The following is an 18,268-nucleotide window of genomic DNA, read 5'->3' on the forward strand; positions in this document are numbered from 1 at the left end:
TCAAGCGGCTCTTTAAAAGCCCTTGCTGAAACAAGGAAATGAAAGTATAGTCATAGAAAGCTTAAGGTTTGCTTAAAATATAAAAATTTTTGACAAAGTAAGTTAAAATTTTAAAATAATTGGGTTTTGAGAAATCTAAATACCGCCAAAAACACGCACGCATTCCCCATAAAACCACTATTAAGCGCTAATTTACCTCTGTTTTCAAAAATCACTCCATAATAGAGAGCAAAAAATAAAATCATGGACTAGAAAAAATCCGCTTAAGCTAACCCTTTTAAATTGGGTGCTTTTTGTCCCCTTGGTGGGGGAAATGCGTTAGTTCTTCTTAAAGAGTTGGTCTTTAAATGGGTTGTTGAAAGGCTCGTTGGGGGAAAAATTCTTTTTCTTGGGGGTGTACTGATTTTTTGGCAAGTTATCTACAATGTCAGCGACACTGCGCTCTCTCACATTGCAAGACTTCTTCAAGTCTGAAGGGACAGAATTGGGGCTTTCTTGAATGTTGGCGATGAAGACTTCAAAGCCTTTCTCCCAAGCGGCTTCTAACACAGGCACAAAATCGGTATCCCTACTGAACAGCAAAATACACCCTCCTTGTTTGGTGCAATACAGCTTGGTAATATCGTGCACCAACAGTGCATCAACTTGTTTTTGACGCAACTTTAAGTAAGGTATGAAAATCTTGGCTTCTAGACCATTATAGACTTCTTTGTCTTCGAACTTATATACGAATTTGAACTTTACCCGCCCGACTCGTAATTTCACTTGATTTTGTTGGGCGATCGCATGGTTGAAAGATTGGATAATCCCTGATTTATTCACTTTTTCCCCATATTCTTTAAAATTATTCTTTTTATACTCCTCAAGTTCTTCTTTTTTATTGCTCTTGATTCTAGGTTCAACTTCTGTGAAAGGCTCAGATACATAAAAATAGATCCGCTTCAATTCCTCTTCAGGCTCCAAAAACGAACGGATTAGCGCTAAGAGTTGATCGGAATTGTTGAAATTAAAATTAGGCTCTTTTAAACGCTCATCCGTTTCTTGGATTGCTTTCAAATCGGCGAGGAGATTTTCCCAATCCACAAAAATCGTGGTTTCAGTTTTTTCCATGTTTTCTCCCAAAATATGAATTTTGCCATAAGGGTTGAGTATAGCATGGGGATTTAAACATGCCTTGTTTCTTAAAAAAAATAAAAGTTCTGTTAAAGTTCTGTTCTCATCAAACAGACACCAAAAGCCTTAATTAATTTCTTTCATTTTTTAAAAACTTTATAGTAAAACTTTTTTAAGAATAAAGGGGGATATTTCGCGCTTTAATACTTTCAAACCCTTTAAATCCTCCTTAACCTGATCGCTTTTTCAAGGAGTTATCGTTTAACTTGCATCAAGCTTTTTGTATTTTGATGGTAAAAAACGCTTTTTAACCTTTTTTAAAATTTGACAACCAACGCCCCATTAAAAACAGAGCCAAAAATTCAGTTTAACAGACAGCAAGCTAGAAAAGAAGCGGTTAAAACTTTGCCTTGAAAAAACGAACGCTAACGCTAAAAAGAGTTTAGAGTTTTAAAAAAGTCGGTGGTAAAACTAAAAAGGGATTAAAAAACTCTTTTCAAACCAATCAAACCCATTGAAAAAGTTTTACCCCAATTTTAAGAGAAGCGGTTAAAAAACGGATTTCAACCCCTAAAGAGCGTTCTATCCATCAGCATTGATTGAAGCATGACTGATAAAAAGCCTTAAAGTTAATGGCGGACTTCTTTAATCCTTGCTGCCTTACCTCTCCTATCGCGCAAGTAGTAGAGCTTCGCGCGGCGCACCCTACCCACACGCAACACCTCAACGCTCGCCAAACTTTCGCTATAAAAAGGAAAAATTTTCTCCACGCCGATATTGTTAGCCCCTATTTTACGTACGCAAAAAGTCTTATCCACGCCATTGCCTCTAATCGCAATACACACGCCTTCAAAATACTGAGTTCGTGTTTTTTCGCCTTCTTTAATGGTGATACCAAGCCTTAAAGTATCGCCGGCTTTAAATGCTGGCATGGTTTTGTCTTTTAATTGAGCGTCTTCAAACTGCTGAATGTAGCGGTTTTTCATGTGTTTTCCTTAATGTCAATTTCATGATTTGTGCTGTTTGAATAAATCAAGGCGGTAAAATTTTGTCCTTAATTTTGACAAATCAAGTTTTAGTTGCTTGATTTTAGCATGATTTCCTTTAGAATATTCTAAAGGTGCAGGGATTTTATTGATTTCTTTGGATTTAAAAACAGCGTTGGCGAAATTAGGGGCTTCCAAATAATGGTTTTCAAAGCTCTCATTCTCCAAAGATTGAGCGTTACCCAAAACCCCTTGAATGTGGCGAGCGATACTATCTATCAAGCACAACGCCCCAAGCTCGCCCCCTGTTAAAATAAAATCGCCTATACAAAAAACCTCATCAGCACCAAGTTCAATAGAGCGTTCATCAAAGCCCTCATAACGACCGCACACCAAAACGACATGCTTTTTTTGAGCCAAACGCATCGCGTCTGTTTGCTTGAAAGGCTTGCCCACCGCGCTTAAAAAAATCGTGTGTTTAGGGTTTTTAACAGAATGGAGCGCGTTTTCTATCATCTCAGGGTCTAAAATTTGCCCTGCACCCCCACCAATGAGTGCGTGATCCGCTTTTTGATATTTATTAGCGCTAAAATCCCTGAGGTTTAATACTTCTAGTTCAAAAAGATTTTTTTCTAACGCTCTTTTTAAAATGGAGTCTTCAAAATAAGGCCATACGAGTTGCGGGAAAAGGGTTAAAACGCTGAATTTCACTCAACTATTCTCTAAAAGCGTTTTAGCGTTATGGGTGGTTATTTTTTTGTCTTGCAAAAGGATTTCTTTGATATAAAAATCCCTATAAGGGATTAAGAAAATCTTAGCCAAACCTTTTTCAACCAAATTTCTTGCGGTTTCAACTAGAAAATAATCTATTTGAGAAATCCTTTGGATTTCTATGACTTTTCCTAAAATCTCGTTTTCTTCCACCACGATAAGCCCTACTAAATCGCAATAAAAAAACTCCCCATCTTTTAAAACACAGAGTTTTTTACTCTCTTCTTCGCTCATAAAAAGCCCTAAATTAGTCAGCTCTTTAGCCTTTTCAAGCGTATGGATAGTTTCTAAAAACAACAGGTTTTTAGCATGTTCATAAGAATGGATCACATAGTCTTTAAAAGAAGAAGCACGAGAGAAAGCGTTGATTGGAGCAACACTCACCTTAACGCCTTTTTTTAAGCACTCCGGAAAATCGCTCTCTAAATGAAGCTTTAACCCCCCATTAAGCCCCACGCTTTTACCAATTCTGCCCACTAAAAGCATAGAAAAATTCAAAGCGTTTCATCGCCTAAAGTATGGGGATTTTTACCGCTATTTTTATCGTTATTAGCAAAAACAACGATCTTATAAGAAAACCCGTCTTTGGCTTTCACACCAGAAACAAACGCCTTAATCGCGCTCACCATTTTGCCCTCTTTACCAATCACATGCCCCATGTCTGATGGATGGGTATAAATCGTGATTTGCTTGATTTTATCTTCTAAAAGCGTGTGCTCTACGCTCAAAGCTTGCGGAAAAGAAACAACCTTTTTTAAATATTTTTCTAAAAAAGTTGCCACGCAATACGAATAATCCTTACAATCAGCTTGAGAAAAAGGCGTGTTCAAAGGATCTAATTCGCGCATTTAGCCTCACAAAACCTTAGGCTTTTTGAGAAAGTTTTTCCACCCTCTCGCTCATTTTAGCCCCCACGCCTTTCCAGTAATTCAAGCGCTCCTTATCAATTTTAATATCTTTAGGCTCGCTTAAAGGGTTGTAATACCCAATGGATTCAATCCAACCTCCATCTCTTCTTTTCCTAGAATCGGTTACCACCACTCTGTAAAAAGGCTTTTTCTTTCTCCCGATGCGAGTGAGTCTAATGACTGTCATTACAAAAATCTCCTAAAATATTCGTATTAAATTTGAGATTATACAACAAAAGCGCCTAAAACATGCTTAAAAGTTAGCGCATCTTAGGGGGTGTTTGATTTTTAGCCTGACTCATTAGATTCATCAAATCGCTAATACCCTTTTTATTGGTTAAGCGTTTCGCCATTTTGCTCGCTTGATCAAAGCGTTTGATGATGCGATTGATTTCAGACACTTCTAAGCCGCTCCCTAAAGCGATCCTTTTTCTTCGGCTGCCGTTTAAAATCTCGGGGTTTTCTTGCTCTTTTTTGGTCATGGAATTGACCATAGCCTTGATTTTTTTCACTTCTAAAGAGCTTTCTAAATCCGTGTCTTTTAGCGCGCTTGCCATATTCCCTAAACCTGGAATCATAGAGATTAGAGAACTCATAGAGCCTAATTTTTTCACCTTTTCAATTTGGTTTAAAAAATCGTTGAAAGTGAATTGCCCTTTTTTGAGCTTTTTGCTTAAATCTTTGGCTTCATTAGGGTTTAAAACGCTGGCGGTTTTTTCAGCGAGCGAGATAATATCTCCAGCCCCCATCAAACGCCCCACAATCCTTTCAGGCACAAACACATCTAAATCAGGGATTTTTTCCCCGCTCCCAATAAAACGCAAGGGTAAGCCCAATTGATAAGTGATGCCTAAGGCGATACCCCCTTTAGAATCGCTATCAAATTTGCTTAACACCACCCCGCTCACGCCTATTTCTTCATTAAAGGTGTTCGCGCTTTTGACCCCATCTTGCCCGCTCAACGCGTCTGCGACATACAGCACTTCATGGGGGTTTAAGACTTCTTTAACCTCTTTTAATTCTTGCATAAGCTCTTTATCAATGGCTAAACGCCCCGCACTATCCACGAGTAAAACATCAAATTGCGCTTCTTTAGCCCTTTTTAAAGCGTTGTTAGCGATTTCTTTCACGCTTTTATTTTCTTCGTAAAACACTTCCACGCCCACCTGTTCGCCCAAAACCTTTAATTGCTCCACTGCCGCTAAGCGTTGCAAATCGCATGCGCATAAAAGCACTTTTTTATTTTTGGTTTTTAAATAATGAGCGAGTTTAGCGGTGGTGGTTGTCTTACCGCTCCCTTGCAAACCTGCCATTAAAACCACAGTGGGGGGCGTTTGAGCGAAAGTGAAACCACTGCTCCCTTTAGCGCTTAAAATTTCTAACAAACTCTTTTCTAAAGCGTCTAAAAATTGCTGCTTACCGATGCCACTAAGTTTAGTCTGGCTTTCCACTTTTTTGAGCAATTCTCTAGCGACTTTATGATGCACATCATTTTTTAAAAGCGTTTTTTTCAATTCGTCTAACGCTCTGTCTAGCGCTTTTTCATCATCTTGAAAGCGGATTTTATTGAGCGCGTTTTTAAACCCATCGCTTAATGCTTGAAACATTTTCTATCCTTTTATTATGGTTGTTCTAACAAATCCAATTCTTGTTGGATCTTACTCTCTTTTTCTAAAAGCGTTTTTAAACTCTCTTTGGCTTTTTCTAGCACGCTTTTAGGCGCATTTTTGACAAAATTTTCATTGTGCAAATTGAGTTTTAGTTTTTCTTTTTCCAGTTTTTCTAGCTGCTTTTTTAAGCGTGCAATAAGCGGGCTTAAATCAAGATTCTCTAAATCCGCATGAGTTTGGCAAAATTCCCCCACATCGCTCACGCTTTTTAAAGGCTTATAAGTGATCACGCTGACTTTTTCCAACCTCGCTAATTTTTGGGCGTAAGTTTGCAAACGCTCTGTGTTTTCTATGGCTTCCCTTAATCCCACGCTCGCTTCTTTTAAAACAATCGATGGGGTTTCTAGCATGATTTTCAAACGCCTTAAAGACACAATGCAATCTTTAATCACTTCAAATTCATGCTCTAATTTTTCATCTTGCGCCAAATCTTTAGGGTAAGGCATGACCATGATAGAATGAGCGTTTTCTAGTTCCGTGTTACTGAGCTTGTGGTATAAAGACTCGCTGATAAAGGGCATGAAAGGGTGCAAAAGTTTTAAAGCCTCTTTTAACACGCTCCCTAATTCGTCTATCGCTTCATTTTCCACTTTAGAAAATTCAATGAACCAATCGCAAAATTCCCCCCACAAAAAGCGGTATAACAAAGTCGTGGCGTCATTAAAACGATAGTTATCTAAAGCGTTACGAACCTCTTTAGTAACAAGATTCAAGCGCGATTTCGCATAACGCCCCAAAGCTGTTTGGTATTCGTTCAAACGCTCTTTATCTTTGAAAGATTCTTGTTTGAGCTTCAAGTAACTCGCCGCATTGAAAATCTTGTTGGCGAAATTCTTATTATTTTCTAAATGCGTAGTGGAAAGCTTAATGTCCCTACCCGTAGCGCACAAATTGGCTAAAGTGAAACGCAGGCTATCCGCGCCGTATTTTTCTATCATCTCTAAAGGATCTATCACATTACCTTTAGATTTGCTCATTTTTTCACCCTTTTCGTCCCTAACCAAGGCGTGCAAGTAAATGTCTTTAAAGGGCAATTCGCCTAAAAGCGACTCGCTACAAAAGAGCATCCTAGCCACCCAAAAAAAGAGGATGTCAAACCCGGTAATGAGCGTGGTGTTAGGGTAGAAATCTTTCAAATCGTTTTCATTAAACAAACTACTTTTTTCTTGCCCCCACCCCAAAGTAGAGAACGCCCATAGCCCTGAACTAAACCATGTGTCTAGCACATCTTTATCCTGCTCTAGTTTTTCGCTCTTACAAGTAGGGCAGTTTAAGGGAGCATCTAGGCTTACGAACTGGTGGTTATTCTCGCAAGTAAATACCGGTATTTGATGCCCCCAAAACAATTGCCTGCTGATACACCAAGGGCGTAATTCCCTCATCCAAGCGTTATAATTATTGATCCAATTAGAAGGGTAGAATCGCGCTAAACCCTGTTGGATTTTTTCAATAGAACCTTGAGCGATTTCAGGCTTGACAAACCACTGCTTAGACACATAAGGCTCTACCACATTATGACAACGATAGCAATGCCCCACTTGATGCGTGTGCTCTTCTATCTTTTCTAATAAGGCGTTTTCTTTTAATTTTTCTACGACCTTATCTCTGGCTTTTAATCGTTCTAAATTTTCAAATTCTCCGCAATGCGTGTTTAAAATCCCCTTTTCATCAAAGATTTTAATCGCCTCCAAATGGTGGCGTTTGCCCACTTCATAATCGTTAAAATCATGCCCAGGGGTAACCTTCACGCACCCTGTGCCAAACTCCATTTCCACATGTGCATCAGCGATAATAGGGATTGTGCGATGGATTAAAGGCAAGATCACTTTTTGCCCCACTAAATGCTTGTATCTCTCATCATTAGGATTGACCATGAGCGCGCTATCGCCAAACAAGGTTTCAGGGCGTGTGGTAGCCACCACTAAATAATCTTTTTGATTTTCTAAATAATATCTAATATAATACAACGCCCCCTTACGCTCTTCATACTCCACTTCAATATCGCTTAACGCCCCATCTTTAGTGCACCAATTCACCATGTAATTATCTTGAATGATTAAGCCTTTTTCATACCATTTCAAAAACGCCAATTTAACCGCTCTTTGCAAGCCCTTATCCATCGTGAAACGAGTCCTAGAAAAGGCCGCGCTTACGCCTAAACGCTTCATTTGCTCTAAAATCGCTCCCCCGCTCTTTTCTTTCCATTCCCACACTTTTTGAACGAACGCTTCACGCCCTAAATCTTCTTTTTTAATCCCTTGATTTAAAAGTTGCTTTTCTACGACATTTTGTGTCGCAATACCGGCGTGATCCAACCCTGGCTGATACAAAGTCTTATACCCGTCCATGCGTTTATAACGCGCTAAAATATCTTGCAAACTTAAAGTTAGGGCATGCCCTATGTGTAAGATGCCGGTCACATTAGGAGGGGGCATCATCAAGCAAAATCGTTTGTTTTTTTCTTGGATTGCTTCATTGCCATCAATTTCAAAATACCCCCTATGAGAGCAAATTTCATAAATCTTTTTTTCTATCTCTTCTGGTTGGTAGGTGGTGGGTTCTTGTTTCATTATTGTTATTATCCTAAAATAGAGCGTTCTTTCAAAAATGGTTGGATTTTGGAACGCCTTTTGCTTTTACGCTTTTAATTGTTGCGTATTTTTTCAAAATTATACAACAAAGCATTTAAATTAAAAAGGATAGTCTAGTGAATTACTTTTTAAAAGCCCCTATTTTAGGATTTGAGCATATCCATGAAGTGCGTTTGGAAAAAATTGATTCCTTGTTCAGCCGATTAATTGGCCAAACCAATTCCCCCATGGCGTTGGATATGGTCTTAGTGAATCCCTATTGTTTGAGAGAATACAGCTTTGTGATACCCAAATACATAGAATTACTGCTAGAATTAGATTCTCATTCCAAAGTTGAGGTGTATTGCGTGGTCGTGTTGCAAAAAAATTTAGAAGACTCTATGGTTAATTTCTTAGCCCCTTTGGTGTTTAATTCCAAAAATGGCTTTGGCGCTCAAGTGGCGCTTTCTATGATGGATTATCCGGATTTTGGCTTTAGAGACCCTTTAAAAAGCTTTGTGATTCAAGAAAGAGAACGAGCTTAAGGGTTTTTAGCATGAAATTCGCTCTCACAGGGGGAGGCACAGGCGGGCATCTCTCTATCGCTAAAGCCTTAGCCATAGAATTAGAAAAGCAAGGCATAGAGGCTATTTATTTAGGCTCAACTTATGGGCAAGATAAGGAATGGTTTGAAAATAGCCTCCTATTTAGCGAACGCTATTTTTTCAACACACAAGGCGTAATCAATAAAAGCTTTTTTAAAAAAATAGGCTCTTTATTCTTGCAAGCTAAAGCCGCTTTTAAGGCTAAAGAAATCTTAAAAAAACACCAGATAACGCACACCATTAGCGTGGGAGGGTTTAGTGCAGGGCCTGCAAGTTTTGCAAGCTTACTCAATAAAATACCTCTTTATATCCATGAGCAAAATGCGATTAAAGGCTCTCTTAATCGCTACCTTTCCCCTAAAGCTAAAGCGGTGTTTTCAAGCTATGCTTTTAAAGATAAAGGAAACCATATTTTAACCTCCTATCCCGTGCAAAACGCTTTTTTTGATTTTGCTAGGACTCGCACTGAAATCAAGCATATTTTATTTTTAGGCGGTTCGCAAGGGGCAAAAGCGATCAATGAATTCGCTTTATTAAACGCTCCCAAACTCACCAAACAAGGGATTAAAATCACGCACATTTGCGGCCCCAATTCTTATGAGCAAGTGCGTTTTTTTTACCAGGAATTGGGGCTATTGGATAAGATAGAATTGTTTGCTTTCCACAACAACATCACAGAAGTCATGCATAGAGCGGATTTGTGCGTGAGCCGAGCCGGTGCTAGCAGCGTGTGGGAATTGTGCGCCAATGGCTTACCCACGATTTTTATCCCCTACCCTTTTGCGAGCAATAACCACCAGTATTACAATGTCTTAGAATTTGAAAAAGAAAACTTATGCTATGTCGTGCCTCAAAATGAATTATTGCCTAAAAAACTCTTTGAAGTCATTAGAAAGCTCAACCAAAAAGACGATCAAGGTAATAAAAACCTCACCACTATCAGCAACAAATTGCAACAAAAAATCGCTAAAAACGGCGCAAAAACCATCATTGAAACGATTTTGAGCGCCTAAAATAGCCCATTTTAATCAACAATTAAGCGACTAACCATTAAACTTAAGCGATAAATAAGATAAAATTTAGGATAGCTCAAATCTTTTAAAAAGAAAAGGATAACCCCTTGCAAGACTTTATTTTTAATAAAAAATGGCTTATCTATTCTAGCCTACTCCCCTTATTTTTTCTTAATCCCTTAGCGGCTGAAGATGATGGGTTTTTTATGGGGGTGAGTTATCAAACTTCTCTAGCCATTCAAAGGGTGGATAACTCAGGGCTTAACGCCAGTCAAGACGCATCCACCTACATCCGCCAAAACGCTATCGCTCTAGAATCTGCGGCAGTGCCTTTAGCCTATTATTTAGAAGCGATGGGGCAACAAACTAGAGTTTTAATGCAAATGCTCTGCCCTGATCCTTCTAAAAGATGTTTGCTCTATGCGGGGGGCTATCCTAAAGAAAATAATAGTGGCGATACAGGCAACAACCCCCCAAGAGGCAATGTCAATGCCACCTTTGATATGCAATCTCTAGTCAGTAATTTAGACAAGCTCACCCAACTCATCGGCGAAACTTTAATCCGTAACCCTAAAAATCTTTCTAACGCTAAACTTTTTAAAGTCAAATTCGGCAATCAAAGCACTGTTATTGCCTTGCCTGAAGGTCTAGCCACTGTCATGAACGCTTTAAACGATGATATTACCAACGCTCTAACCACGCTCTGGTATAACCAAACCTTAACGAATAAATCTTTTAGCACCCCTAATGGCAGTCCTGTGAGTTTTAGCCCTGAAGTCTTGCAACACCTTTTACAAGACGGCTTAGCCACGGCAAACAATAATCAAACCATTTGCAGCACTCAAAACCAATGCACCGCTACCAATGAAGCTAACTCTATCGCTCAAAACGCCCAAAACATCTTCCAGGCTTTAATGCAAGCAGGGATTTTAGGGGGCTTAGCCAATGAAAAGCAATTTGGCTTCACTTACAACAAAGCCCCTAATGGCAGCAATTCCCAACAAGGTTACCAAAGCTTTAGCGGCCCGGGTTATTACACCAAAAACGGCAACGCTAACGGCACGCAAGCGCCCTTGAAAGCATTACCCGCTGGAGCGACAATTGGATCAGGCAATGGCCAATACACCTACCACCCTAGCTCGGCAGTCTATTATTTAGCGGATAGTATCATCGCTAATGGCATCACCGCTTCTATGATTTTTTCAGGCATGCAAAATTTCGCCAATAAAGCCGCTAAACTGACAAGCACTTCAAGATATAGCCAGATGCAAGAAGCGATCAACTATGGGGAAAGCTTGCTCAGTAACACCGTAGCGTATGGGGATTTTATCACCAATTGGGTCGCCCCCTATTTGGATTTAAATAATAAAGGTTTGAATTTCTTGCCTAATTATGGGGGGCAATTGAATGGATCTAATAATCAAACCCCACAAAATCATTTAACCCCGCAACAAGCCCAACAAGAGCAAAAAGTCATCATGAACCAACTAGAGCAAGCCACAAACGCCCCCACCACCGCGCAAATAGACAAGATCTTAGCCAACCCCTATTCCCCCACGGCAAAAACTTTAATGGCTTATGGGCTTTATCGCTCTAAAGCAGTGATTGGCGGGGTGATTAATGAGATGCAAACTAAAATAAATCAAGTCTATCAAATGGGCTTTGCTAGGAATTTTTTGGAGCATAACTCTAATTCTAATAACATGAACGGCTTTGGCGTGAAAATGGGCTATAAGCAATTCTTTGGCAAAAAGCGCATGTTTGGGCTTAGGTATTATGGCTTTTATGATTTTGGTTACGCTCAATTTGGCGCAGGACCTTCTTTAGTGAAAGCCACTCTCTCTAGCTATGGGGCAGGCACAGACTTTCTTTATAATGTTTTTACCCGAAAAAGGGGGACTGAAGCGATAGATATAGGTTTTTTTGCCGGGATCCAACTTGCAGGGCAAACCTGGAAAACGAATTTTTTAGATCAAGTGGATGGCAACCATCTTAAGCCCAAAGACACTTCTTTCCAATTCCTTTTTGATTTAGGCATAAGGACTAATTTTTCCAAAATCGCTCATCAAAAAAGATCTCGTTTTTCTCAAGGGATAGAATTTGGCGTTAAAATACCGGTGCTTTATCACACCTATTACCAATCAGAAGGCGTTACAGCGAAGTATAGAAGAGCCTTTAGTTTTTATGTGGGCTACAACATAGGCTTTTGATTAAATAAAATAAGGGAAAAATATGATAAAAAAAGCTAAAAAATTTATACCATTCTTTTTGATTGGCTCTCTCTTAGCTGAAGACAATGGCTGGTATATGTCTGTAGGCTATCAAATCGGTGGCACGCAACAATTTATCAATAACAAACAACTTTTAGAAAATCAAAACATCATCAACAGCATCACCCAAAGCGCGATCAATATTGCAGGGCCTACTACCGGCCTTATCACTTTAAGCTCTCAAAGCGTCATTGACGCTTTAGGCTATGGCGTGAGTAATACCGTGGGCAACCAATTAGAGGGCATTTCTAATATCTTGAATCAAATTGGCAAAAGAAAAGATTTTTTTTCTAGCCGTCAAATCTCTAACATTTCCCAACAAATCATAGGGCTTAAAGGAAGCTCTGATCCCTTGAAAGCCCATTCTTCACAAATCACAGCCAAACTCCTTTCTAACACCCAGAGCGCATTTGATCAAGGCATCGCGCTAAGCTCTAACATCATTAGCTCTATCAACAGCCTTAATCCCAGCAACAACGCCAAAGAAGTCAAAGCCCAGCTCCAAAACACCGCGCAATCCATGGCAGAATTATTGCAACAAGTTGAACACAGCATCACTAAAACCACTAGCACCACTTACGCGCAATCCTTACTCTCCAATCTGACCGATGCGGTGAATGCCTCTAGCAATAATACCACTTATGTGAGCGCTCTTGTTAACGCTTTAAACACTTTAGGGGTGGGGGTTTTCCCCACCACAACCACAACGCATGTGGTGCTAAACCCACCGGGACAAATCGTATTTTATCCCACTAATTCCATTTTAGGCTCCACTTCTTCAAACACCAACAACCAACAACAATACAACAACACCCTTTTAATGAACACCTTACAAGGGGAATTAAGCGCTAATAATCAAAATAACCCCAATGGTTGCGCCAATCAAGTCCAGTGTTTAGAGCAATTCATCCAAAATTTAGCCCCTTTAGCCACAACCCCCACTTCAAATAACCAAGCCAACCAGCAAGTCCAAGCCATCGCTCAAAAGCTTCAAAGCGTTGCTATCAACACTTTAGACAACAATGCAATCAACAACACCACCTATAATTTAAACAACTTGCATAACGCTTTGAATTTCCAAGCCTATGAAAGCACGATAGAACAATACAATAACGCTTTAAAACAAATTACTTGGATTAGTTTTACTGAGCCTAAAAACTTGCTCAAAAACACTTCTAATAACTACCAAATCGGCACCGTTACCAACGCTCAAGGGCAAAATATCAGCGCCTATGATTGCACAAGCGCTACCGGGAGTCTTTCTAGCGATACTTCTAATGGGATTTCATGCTCAGCCACAAGCTCCACAAGCTCCACGAATAACACAAGCAGTTTTGATAATTCTTTAGTCGCTACCTCCAAAGTCCAAACCATAGGGGGCAAAGAGCAGATCGGCGTGAATTCTTTTAACCTTGTTTCTCAAGTGTGGAGCGTTTATAGCTCTTTAAAAACTTCAGAAGCCAATTTGCAAAAAAACGCTCAGATACTATGCCCAAATGGCAGTAACGGATCGCAAAATACATGCAATAACAACAATTCTTCAGGGGGTTTGAGCATCAGCGGGAACTCCCAATTGCAAAATATTTTAAGCTCTACTAGTGGGACTAGTGCTAATACTCAAGCTAAAAGCAACGCTTCCAAACTAAAAGCGACGGTAATGGTGAATAATGAAGAAGAAGCCAAAACGACTAGCTTCAATCAAAGCAGTGGGGCAACCACTCAATCCCCTAACAGCACGGTGATGGGCGCTTTAAATGCCGTATTGCAAAATGTCAGCAATTTCCAACAAAGCATTCAAAGCGCTTTTCAAAACCAAGAAAGCAATATCCAAGCTTGGGCGAATGCGATTTATAACACTAACGGGAATCGGTCGCAAGAGATGACACCTAACACTAACCAAGATTTACGCATCCAATTAAGAGCGAATTTCTACCAGCTCATCAATACCATTAACCAGCAAGTGCCTACAGACATGAACGCTTTAATCGCTCAGAGCCAACAAACCCAGCAAGCAAGCGGATCAGCAAGCACAAATAACGCATGCACGAGCGGAATGAATGGGAGTGGTAGTAACTGGTGCAATCAGCAATGGTCAGATTCTAAGGCTTATTACAGCGGGTTACAAAGCGCTTTAGGGTATCAAACACAAGCGACAACTCAAAGCAACAGCAGTGGTGGGAACAGCATCACCTACAATGTCCAACAAATCACGCTCACTAGTAATGGGTTGCTCAATAACATCATTTCATCTCTTAAGGGTTTTAATAGTGGCGGAAATAATGGGGGTAATGGGGGGAGCAGTGGAAGCGGAAATGGAACTAGTCAAATCACTACAGCCTACCAAATGCTCACAGACGCCAGCGAGGGAAAGCTTGGGACTTATAACAGCAGTAGCAGTGGGGGTGGTGGGAGTGGTGGCGGAGGTGGCGGTAGCAGTAATAACAACGGCTATCAAACTTGCAATAAGACCAATGGATCAAGCGGTAGCGGGAGCAATTGTTATGAACCCAACAAACAACAAAGCGCCACCACCGCAACCACTAACGAAAACAATAGCTTACAAAAAGTCTATAATGACGCTCAAAAAATAGCCAACATTATCGCCAGCTCTGGGAATAATAAAGGCGTTGAAAACGGCTTAAAACAATTCTTTGAAGCGTTAAAAAATAATAGTAGCAGTCTCAGTAATTTGTGCGGTAATGGCAGTAGCGGTAGTAGTGGCGCTACTTGCACCGGTGGGCTTATCAACCTTTTAGGGGCAATCCCCACAAATGGGGTGAGCGATACGAATAATTTAATTAATTTGCTCACCGAATTTATTAAAACCGCTGGGTTTATCCAAAATAATGACAATAATAGCAGTAGTACTAGCTTAACAAGTGCTTTTCAAGCCATTACGAGCGCTATTTCTCAAGGGTTTCAAGCCTTACAAAACGATATTAGCCCTAATGCGATTTTAACCTTGCTCCAAGAAATCACTTCTAACACCACCACCATTCAGTCATTCTCGCAAACCTTACGGCAGCTTTTAGGGGACAAAACATTCTTTATGGTGCAACAAAAACTCATTGATGCGATGATTAACGCTAGAAATCAGGTTCAAAACGCGCAAAATCAAGCCAATAACTACGGCTCTCAACCCATTTTAAGCCAGTATGTGGCCGCTAAAAGCACCCAACATGGCATGAGCAATGGCTTAGGGGTTGGTTTGGGCTATAAATACTTCTTTGGTAAGGCTAGGAAATTAGGCCTTAGGCATTATTTTTTCTTTGATTACGGCTTTAGTGAAATAGGCTTAGCCAATCAAAGCATGAAAGCGAATATCTTTGCTTATGGGGTAGGCACGGATTTTTTATGGAATCTATTCAGGAGGACTTACAACACTAAAGCGTTGAATTTTGGGCTATTTGCTGGGGTCCAACTGGGCGGTGCAACTTGGCTTAGCTCCTTAAGGCAACAAATCATTGACAACTGGGGGAACGCTAATGGCATTCATTCAACGAATTTTCAAGTGGCGCTGAATTTTGGGGTGCGCACCAACTTTGCGGAGTTTAAGCGTTTTGCTAAGAAATTCCACAATCAAGGGGTTATAAGCCAAAAGAGCGTGGAATTTGGGATCAAAGTGCCTCTCATCAATCAAGCGTATTTGAGAAGTGCTGGGGCTGATGTGAGCTATAGGAGGCTTTATACTTTCTATATCAATTACATCATGGGGTTTTAAAAAAGGGTGTGTCATGGAAATCTTACAATTCATCGGCTATGGGAATATGGCTCAAGCGATTTTAGAAGGCTCTCATGAAATTTTATCCAAGCGTTTTATTTTAGAGATTACCGGGCGAAATCCTGAAAAAATCGCCCCCTTTTTACAAGAAAAAAACATTCAAGCGCACATCGTTCCCTATAAAAACGCTATTGATATACACCAAAAATTCGTGTTTTTACTTTTTAAGCCTTATAACCTTAAGGATTTTAATTATCAAGGGCAAGCTAAAAGCGTTTTGAGTGCACTAGCTGGCGTGGGTTTTAAAGCTTTAAGCGATGCGATAAATTCTTCACATTATCTCAAATGCATGCCCAATATTGCGAGCAAGTTCGCCCTTTCTTCTACGGCGGTTTGTGAAAAATCACCCATGCCCTTAATAAGCCAAAAGGCTTTGAGCGTTATTGAGAGTTTTGGGAATTGCGTGCGAGTGGGTCATGAAGAGTTGGTGGATGCCAGCGTGGCGACAAACGGGAGCGCGCTTGCGTTTTTAAGCTTGGTAGCAAGCAGTTTGAAAGATGCCGGTATTAGAGAGGGCTTGAACGCTAGAGATTCTTTAGAATTGGTGAAAATGAGTTTTAAAGGCTTTGCCAAGCTGTTAGAAAAAGAACGCCCCGAGATGATTATAGAGCAAATTTGCACCCCTAAAGGCGCAACGATTGAAGGCTTGAGCGTTTTAGAAAAAAAGGGGGTTAAGGGAGCGTTTATAGAAGCATGCCATGAAAGCGTGAAAAAAATGCACCCTAAAAATTACACTCTTAAAAAATAAGCGCGATGCATTTAGACAGGCAGAGTTTAGAAAAAGCCAAGCATTTGATCCAAAGCGGTCTGATTGACACCATAGAAGTAGGCACAATCAAGGGCTTGCAAGAAATCCATTGGTTTTTGTTTGAAGGGTTGTATGAATTTGCTGGGAAAATCAGGGATAAAAACATTTCTAAAGGGAATTTCAGGTTCGCTAACTGCCTGTATTTGGATTTGATTTTACCCAGAATTGAGAGCATGCCGCAAAGCCATTTCAATCAAATCATAGAAAAATATGTGGAAATGAATATCGCTCACCCTTTTTTGGAGGGTAATGGCAGAGCGACTAGGATATGGCTTGATTTGTTGCTTAAAAAGGAATTGAAAAAAATCGTGCTTTGGGATAGGATTGATAAAGCCGCTTATTTGAGTGCAACAGAAAGGAGTCCCGTGAATGATTTGGAAATCAAAACGCTTTTAAAAAAACATTTGAGTTCTAATACCAACGATCCCTTAACTTTCATTAAAGGTATTACGCAGTCGTATTATTATGAAGGGCTTTGAAAAAATACTAAAATCATTTTTTATAATCCAATACGAAAGAGCTTGACGCTAGGATAGTTTTTTATAATGCGATCTTAGGGGATTAGTGGGATTTAGTTGGGGGTTGCAGGAGGAAATGTTTTACCTCCTATCCCCCCCTTTACTATAAAATAAAATTTAAAATATAAGACAAAGTAATTAAAACCCCATTTTAAAAGAAATTACAAGCTTTATTTATCAGCATTTGATGAAACAAAGCCAAAAATCAATCTTGCGTCCGTTCAATCAAACTCAAAGGCAAGTTAAAAGCTTTAATGAGTTCGCTCTCTTTTTGGCGTTGTTCGCCCTTATCTTTTTCATGGTCATAGCCTAACAAGTGCAACACCCCATGAATGAATAAAAGAGCGATCTCATCTTCTAAGCTATGCCCTAATTTCAGGGCGTTTGTTTGAGCTAATGGCGCATTAATGACAACGCTCCCTAAAGGGGTGTGAGGAATGGCTTCTAAAGGGAAGCTCAAAACATCGGTAGCGTAATCGCAACCCCTTAAATCCCTGTTGATTTCTCGCATGGTTTCATCGCTCACTAAAACAAGCTCAATAATTTGAGTGGGGGCTAAAACATTTGCGATTTTTTCTAATAATAAAAAGTCTGATTCTAGCGGAGTTTGGTTGTCTATTTCTAGCATTAAAGAATTAAAGATATAAAAAGGAGTTTAAAAAAGCCCTAAAATTTAGGGCTTATAAAGATTAAGCGAAAGAACCTTTAATTTGTTCTACCCATTTTGAAATCCTCTCATCAGTGAGATCGTCTTGATTGTCTTCATCAATCACAAGACCCACGAATTTACCGCCTTCTACCGCTTTAGAAGCCTCAAAATGATAACCATCAGTGGGAGTTTGCCCTACCACTTTACCGGCTTTAGCTTTTTCATAAATGTGGAAAATGCCTTCTGCAAAAGTTTCGCTGTAAGTGTCTTGATCGCCTAAGCCTACAAGAGCAATGGTTTTATTCGCAAAATCGCTCGCTTCTAGCGTGCCTAAAAAGTCTTCCCAATCTGTTTGCAAATCGCCCGCACCCGCTGTTGGAGCGACTAAAATAACCTTTGTAAAGCCATTGAATTGCTCTTTAGAAGCCTTAGCCACATCAACCACTTCAGCATTACCAATAGCCTTGCTGATTTTTTCAGCGATAGCTTCAGCGTTCCCGCTGTCTGTCCCAAAAAAGATACCAATTTTTCCCATATTCTCAATCCTTGTGTTTAAAGATATTAACGCATCCGCTTATGCGAATGCTTGTGGGCGTAGTTTAGCGC

At 39.9% G+C, this 18,268-nt stretch carries 16 protein-coding genes; 6 read left to right on the plus strand and 10 right to left on the minus strand.

Annotated features, from left to right (window positions below; translation table 11 throughout):
• Window positions 1-318 precede the first annotated feature (318 nt).
• The 8 genes from DBU79_RS01975 to valS all read right to left on the minus strand — a co-directional run bounded on the left by DBU79_RS01975 (window position 319) and on the right by valS (window position 8,018).
• A complete protein-coding gene (locus DBU79_RS01975; RefSeq protein ID WP_134890146.1) occupies window positions 319-1,110 on the minus strand; it encodes an NYN domain-containing protein in 792 nt (263 codons plus the stop codon).
• A 632-nt stretch (window positions 1,111-1,742) separates the two neighbouring features.
• Window positions 1,743-2,099, minus strand: coding sequence for a 50S ribosomal protein L19 (gene rplS / locus DBU79_RS01980; RefSeq protein ID WP_000797699.1), 357 nt, complete (start codon window positions 2,097-2,099; stop codon window positions 1,743-1,745).
• Window positions 2,100-2,120: 21 nt separating this feature from the next.
• Window positions 2,121-2,810, minus strand: a complete 690-nt coding sequence (gene trmD, locus DBU79_RS01985) for a tRNA (guanosine(37)-N1)-methyltransferase TrmD (protein ID WP_154411392.1) — start codon at window positions 2,808-2,810, stop codon at window positions 2,121-2,123.
• Window positions 2,811-3,356, minus strand: a complete 546-nt coding sequence (gene rimM / locus DBU79_RS01990; RefSeq protein WP_154411481.1) for a ribosome maturation factor RimM — start codon at window positions 3,354-3,356, stop codon at window positions 2,811-2,813.
• Window positions 3,357-3,364: 8 nt separating this feature from the next.
• Window positions 3,365-3,718, minus strand: a complete 354-nt coding sequence (locus DBU79_RS01995; protein WP_134890144.1) for a KH domain-containing protein — start codon at window positions 3,716-3,718, stop codon at window positions 3,365-3,367.
• Between the two features lie 16 nt (window positions 3,719-3,734).
• Window positions 3,735-3,965: a 30S ribosomal protein S16 gene (rpsP, locus tag DBU79_RS02000; RefSeq protein WP_000216125.1), complete on the minus strand. Its 231-nt coding sequence runs from the start codon at window positions 3,963-3,965 to the stop codon at window positions 3,735-3,737.
• Window positions 3,966-4,038: 73 nt separating this feature from the next.
• Window positions 4,039-5,385, minus strand: a complete 1,347-nt coding sequence (gene ffh / locus DBU79_RS02005) for a signal recognition particle protein (protein ID WP_079369453.1) — start codon at window positions 5,383-5,385, stop codon at window positions 4,039-4,041.
• A 14-nt stretch (window positions 5,386-5,399) separates the two neighbouring features.
• Complete coding sequence (valS, locus tag DBU79_RS02010; protein ID WP_154411393.1) at window positions 5,400-8,018, minus strand: valine--tRNA ligase; 2,619 nt, start codon at window positions 8,016-8,018, stop codon at window positions 5,400-5,402.
• 137 nt (window positions 8,019-8,155) lie between these two features.
• Between valS and fliW the strand changes: the two genes are divergently transcribed.
• The 6 genes from fliW (at window position 8,156) to fic (ending at window position 16,974) form a co-directional block, all read left to right on the plus strand.
• Entirely contained in the window at window positions 8,156-8,563 is a 408-nt protein-coding gene (fliW, locus tag DBU79_RS02015) for a flagellar assembly protein FliW (RefSeq protein WP_001105842.1), read from the plus strand.
• An 11-nt stretch (window positions 8,564-8,574) separates the two neighbouring features.
• The gene (gene murG / locus DBU79_RS02020; RefSeq protein ID WP_154411394.1) at window positions 8,575-9,636 is read left to right on the plus strand and encodes an undecaprenyldiphospho-muramoylpentapeptide beta-N-acetylglucosaminyltransferase; all 1,062 of its coding nucleotides are present in this window, start codon (window positions 8,575-8,577) and stop codon (window positions 9,634-9,636) included.
• A 107-nt stretch (window positions 9,637-9,743) separates the two neighbouring features.
• A complete protein-coding gene (hopI, locus tag DBU79_RS02025; protein WP_154411395.1) occupies window positions 9,744-11,846 on the plus strand; it encodes a Hop family outer membrane protein HopI in 2,103 nt (700 codons plus the stop codon).
• Between the two features lie 22 nt (window positions 11,847-11,868).
• Window positions 11,869-15,627: a Hop family outer membrane protein HopL gene (gene hopL, locus DBU79_RS02030; protein WP_154411396.1), complete on the plus strand. Its 3,759-nt coding sequence runs from the start codon at window positions 11,869-11,871 to the stop codon at window positions 15,625-15,627.
• 13 nt (window positions 15,628-15,640) lie between these two features.
• The gene (gene proC / locus DBU79_RS02035; protein WP_154411397.1) at window positions 15,641-16,435 is read left to right on the plus strand and encodes a pyrroline-5-carboxylate reductase; all 795 of its coding nucleotides are present in this window, start codon (window positions 15,641-15,643) and stop codon (window positions 16,433-16,435) included.
• A gap of 5 nt (window positions 16,436-16,440) precedes the next feature.
• Window positions 16,441-16,974, plus strand: coding sequence for a protein adenylyltransferase Fic (gene fic, locus DBU79_RS02040; protein WP_154411398.1), 534 nt, complete (start codon window positions 16,441-16,443; stop codon window positions 16,972-16,974).
• A gap of 244 nt (window positions 16,975-17,218) precedes the next feature.
• Here the strand turns inward: fic and ybeY are convergent, their stop codons facing one another.
• Together ybeY and DBU79_RS02050 are read right to left on the minus strand one after the other, a co-directional pair.
• Window positions 17,219-17,641 (minus strand): rRNA maturation RNase YbeY, encoded by a 423-nt coding sequence (gene ybeY, locus DBU79_RS02045; protein ID WP_154411399.1) that lies wholly within the window; start codon window positions 17,639-17,641, stop codon window positions 17,219-17,221.
• A gap of 61 nt (window positions 17,642-17,702) precedes the next feature.
• Window positions 17,703-18,197 (minus strand): flavodoxin, encoded by a 495-nt coding sequence (locus tag DBU79_RS02050; protein ID WP_154411400.1) that lies wholly within the window; start codon window positions 18,195-18,197, stop codon window positions 17,703-17,705.
• Window positions 18,198-18,268 lie beyond the last annotated feature (71 nt).

It is taken from the genome of Helicobacter pylori (assembly GCF_009689985.1).
GTDB classification, from domain to species: domain Bacteria; phylum Campylobacterota; class Campylobacteria; order Campylobacterales; family Helicobacteraceae; genus Helicobacter; species Helicobacter pylori_CG.

Bases quoted from the DNA above. Each gene is read 5' to 3' on its own strand.
- rplS (WP_000797699.1), bottom strand. From the start codon at position 2,099: ATGAAAAACCGCTACATTCAGCAGTTTGAAGACGCTCAATTAAAAGAC.
- DBU79_RS01995 (WP_134890144.1), bottom strand. From the start codon at position 3,718: ATGCGCGAATTAGATCCTTTGAACACGCCTTTTTCTCAAGCTGATTGT.
- DBU79_RS01975 (WP_134890146.1), bottom strand. From the start codon at position 1,110: ATGGAAAAAACTGAAACCACGATTTTTGTGGATTGGGAAAATCTCCTC.
- ybeY (WP_154411399.1), bottom strand. From the start codon at position 17,641: ATGCTAGAAATAGACAACCAAACTCCGCTAGAATCAGACTTTTTATTA.
- rimM (WP_154411481.1), bottom strand. From the start codon at position 3,356: ATGCTTTTAGTGGGCAGAATTGGTAAAAGCGTGGGGCTTAATGGGGGG.
- proC (WP_154411397.1), top strand. From the start codon at position 15,641: ATGGAAATCTTACAATTCATCGGCTATGGGAATATGGCTCAAGCGATT.
- rpsP (WP_000216125.1), bottom strand. From the start codon at position 3,965: ATGACAGTCATTAGACTCACTCGCATCGGGAGAAAGAAAAAGCCTTTT.
- murG (WP_154411394.1), top strand. From the start codon at position 8,575: ATGAAATTCGCTCTCACAGGGGGAGGCACAGGCGGGCATCTCTCTATC.
- hopL (WP_154411396.1), top strand. From the start codon at position 11,869: ATGATAAAAAAAGCTAAAAAATTTATACCATTCTTTTTGATTGGCTCT.
- valS (WP_154411393.1), bottom strand. From the start codon at position 8,018: ATGAAACAAGAACCCACCACCTACCAACCAGAAGAGATAGAAAAAAAG.
- DBU79_RS02050 (WP_154411400.1), bottom strand. From the start codon at position 18,197: ATGGGAAAAATTGGTATCTTTTTTGGGACAGACAGCGGGAACGCTGAA.
- fic (WP_154411398.1), top strand. From the start codon at position 16,441: ATGCATTTAGACAGGCAGAGTTTAGAAAAAGCCAAGCATTTGATCCAA.
- ffh (WP_079369453.1), bottom strand. From the start codon at position 5,385: ATGTTTCAAGCATTAAGCGATGGGTTTAAAAACGCGCTCAATAAAATC.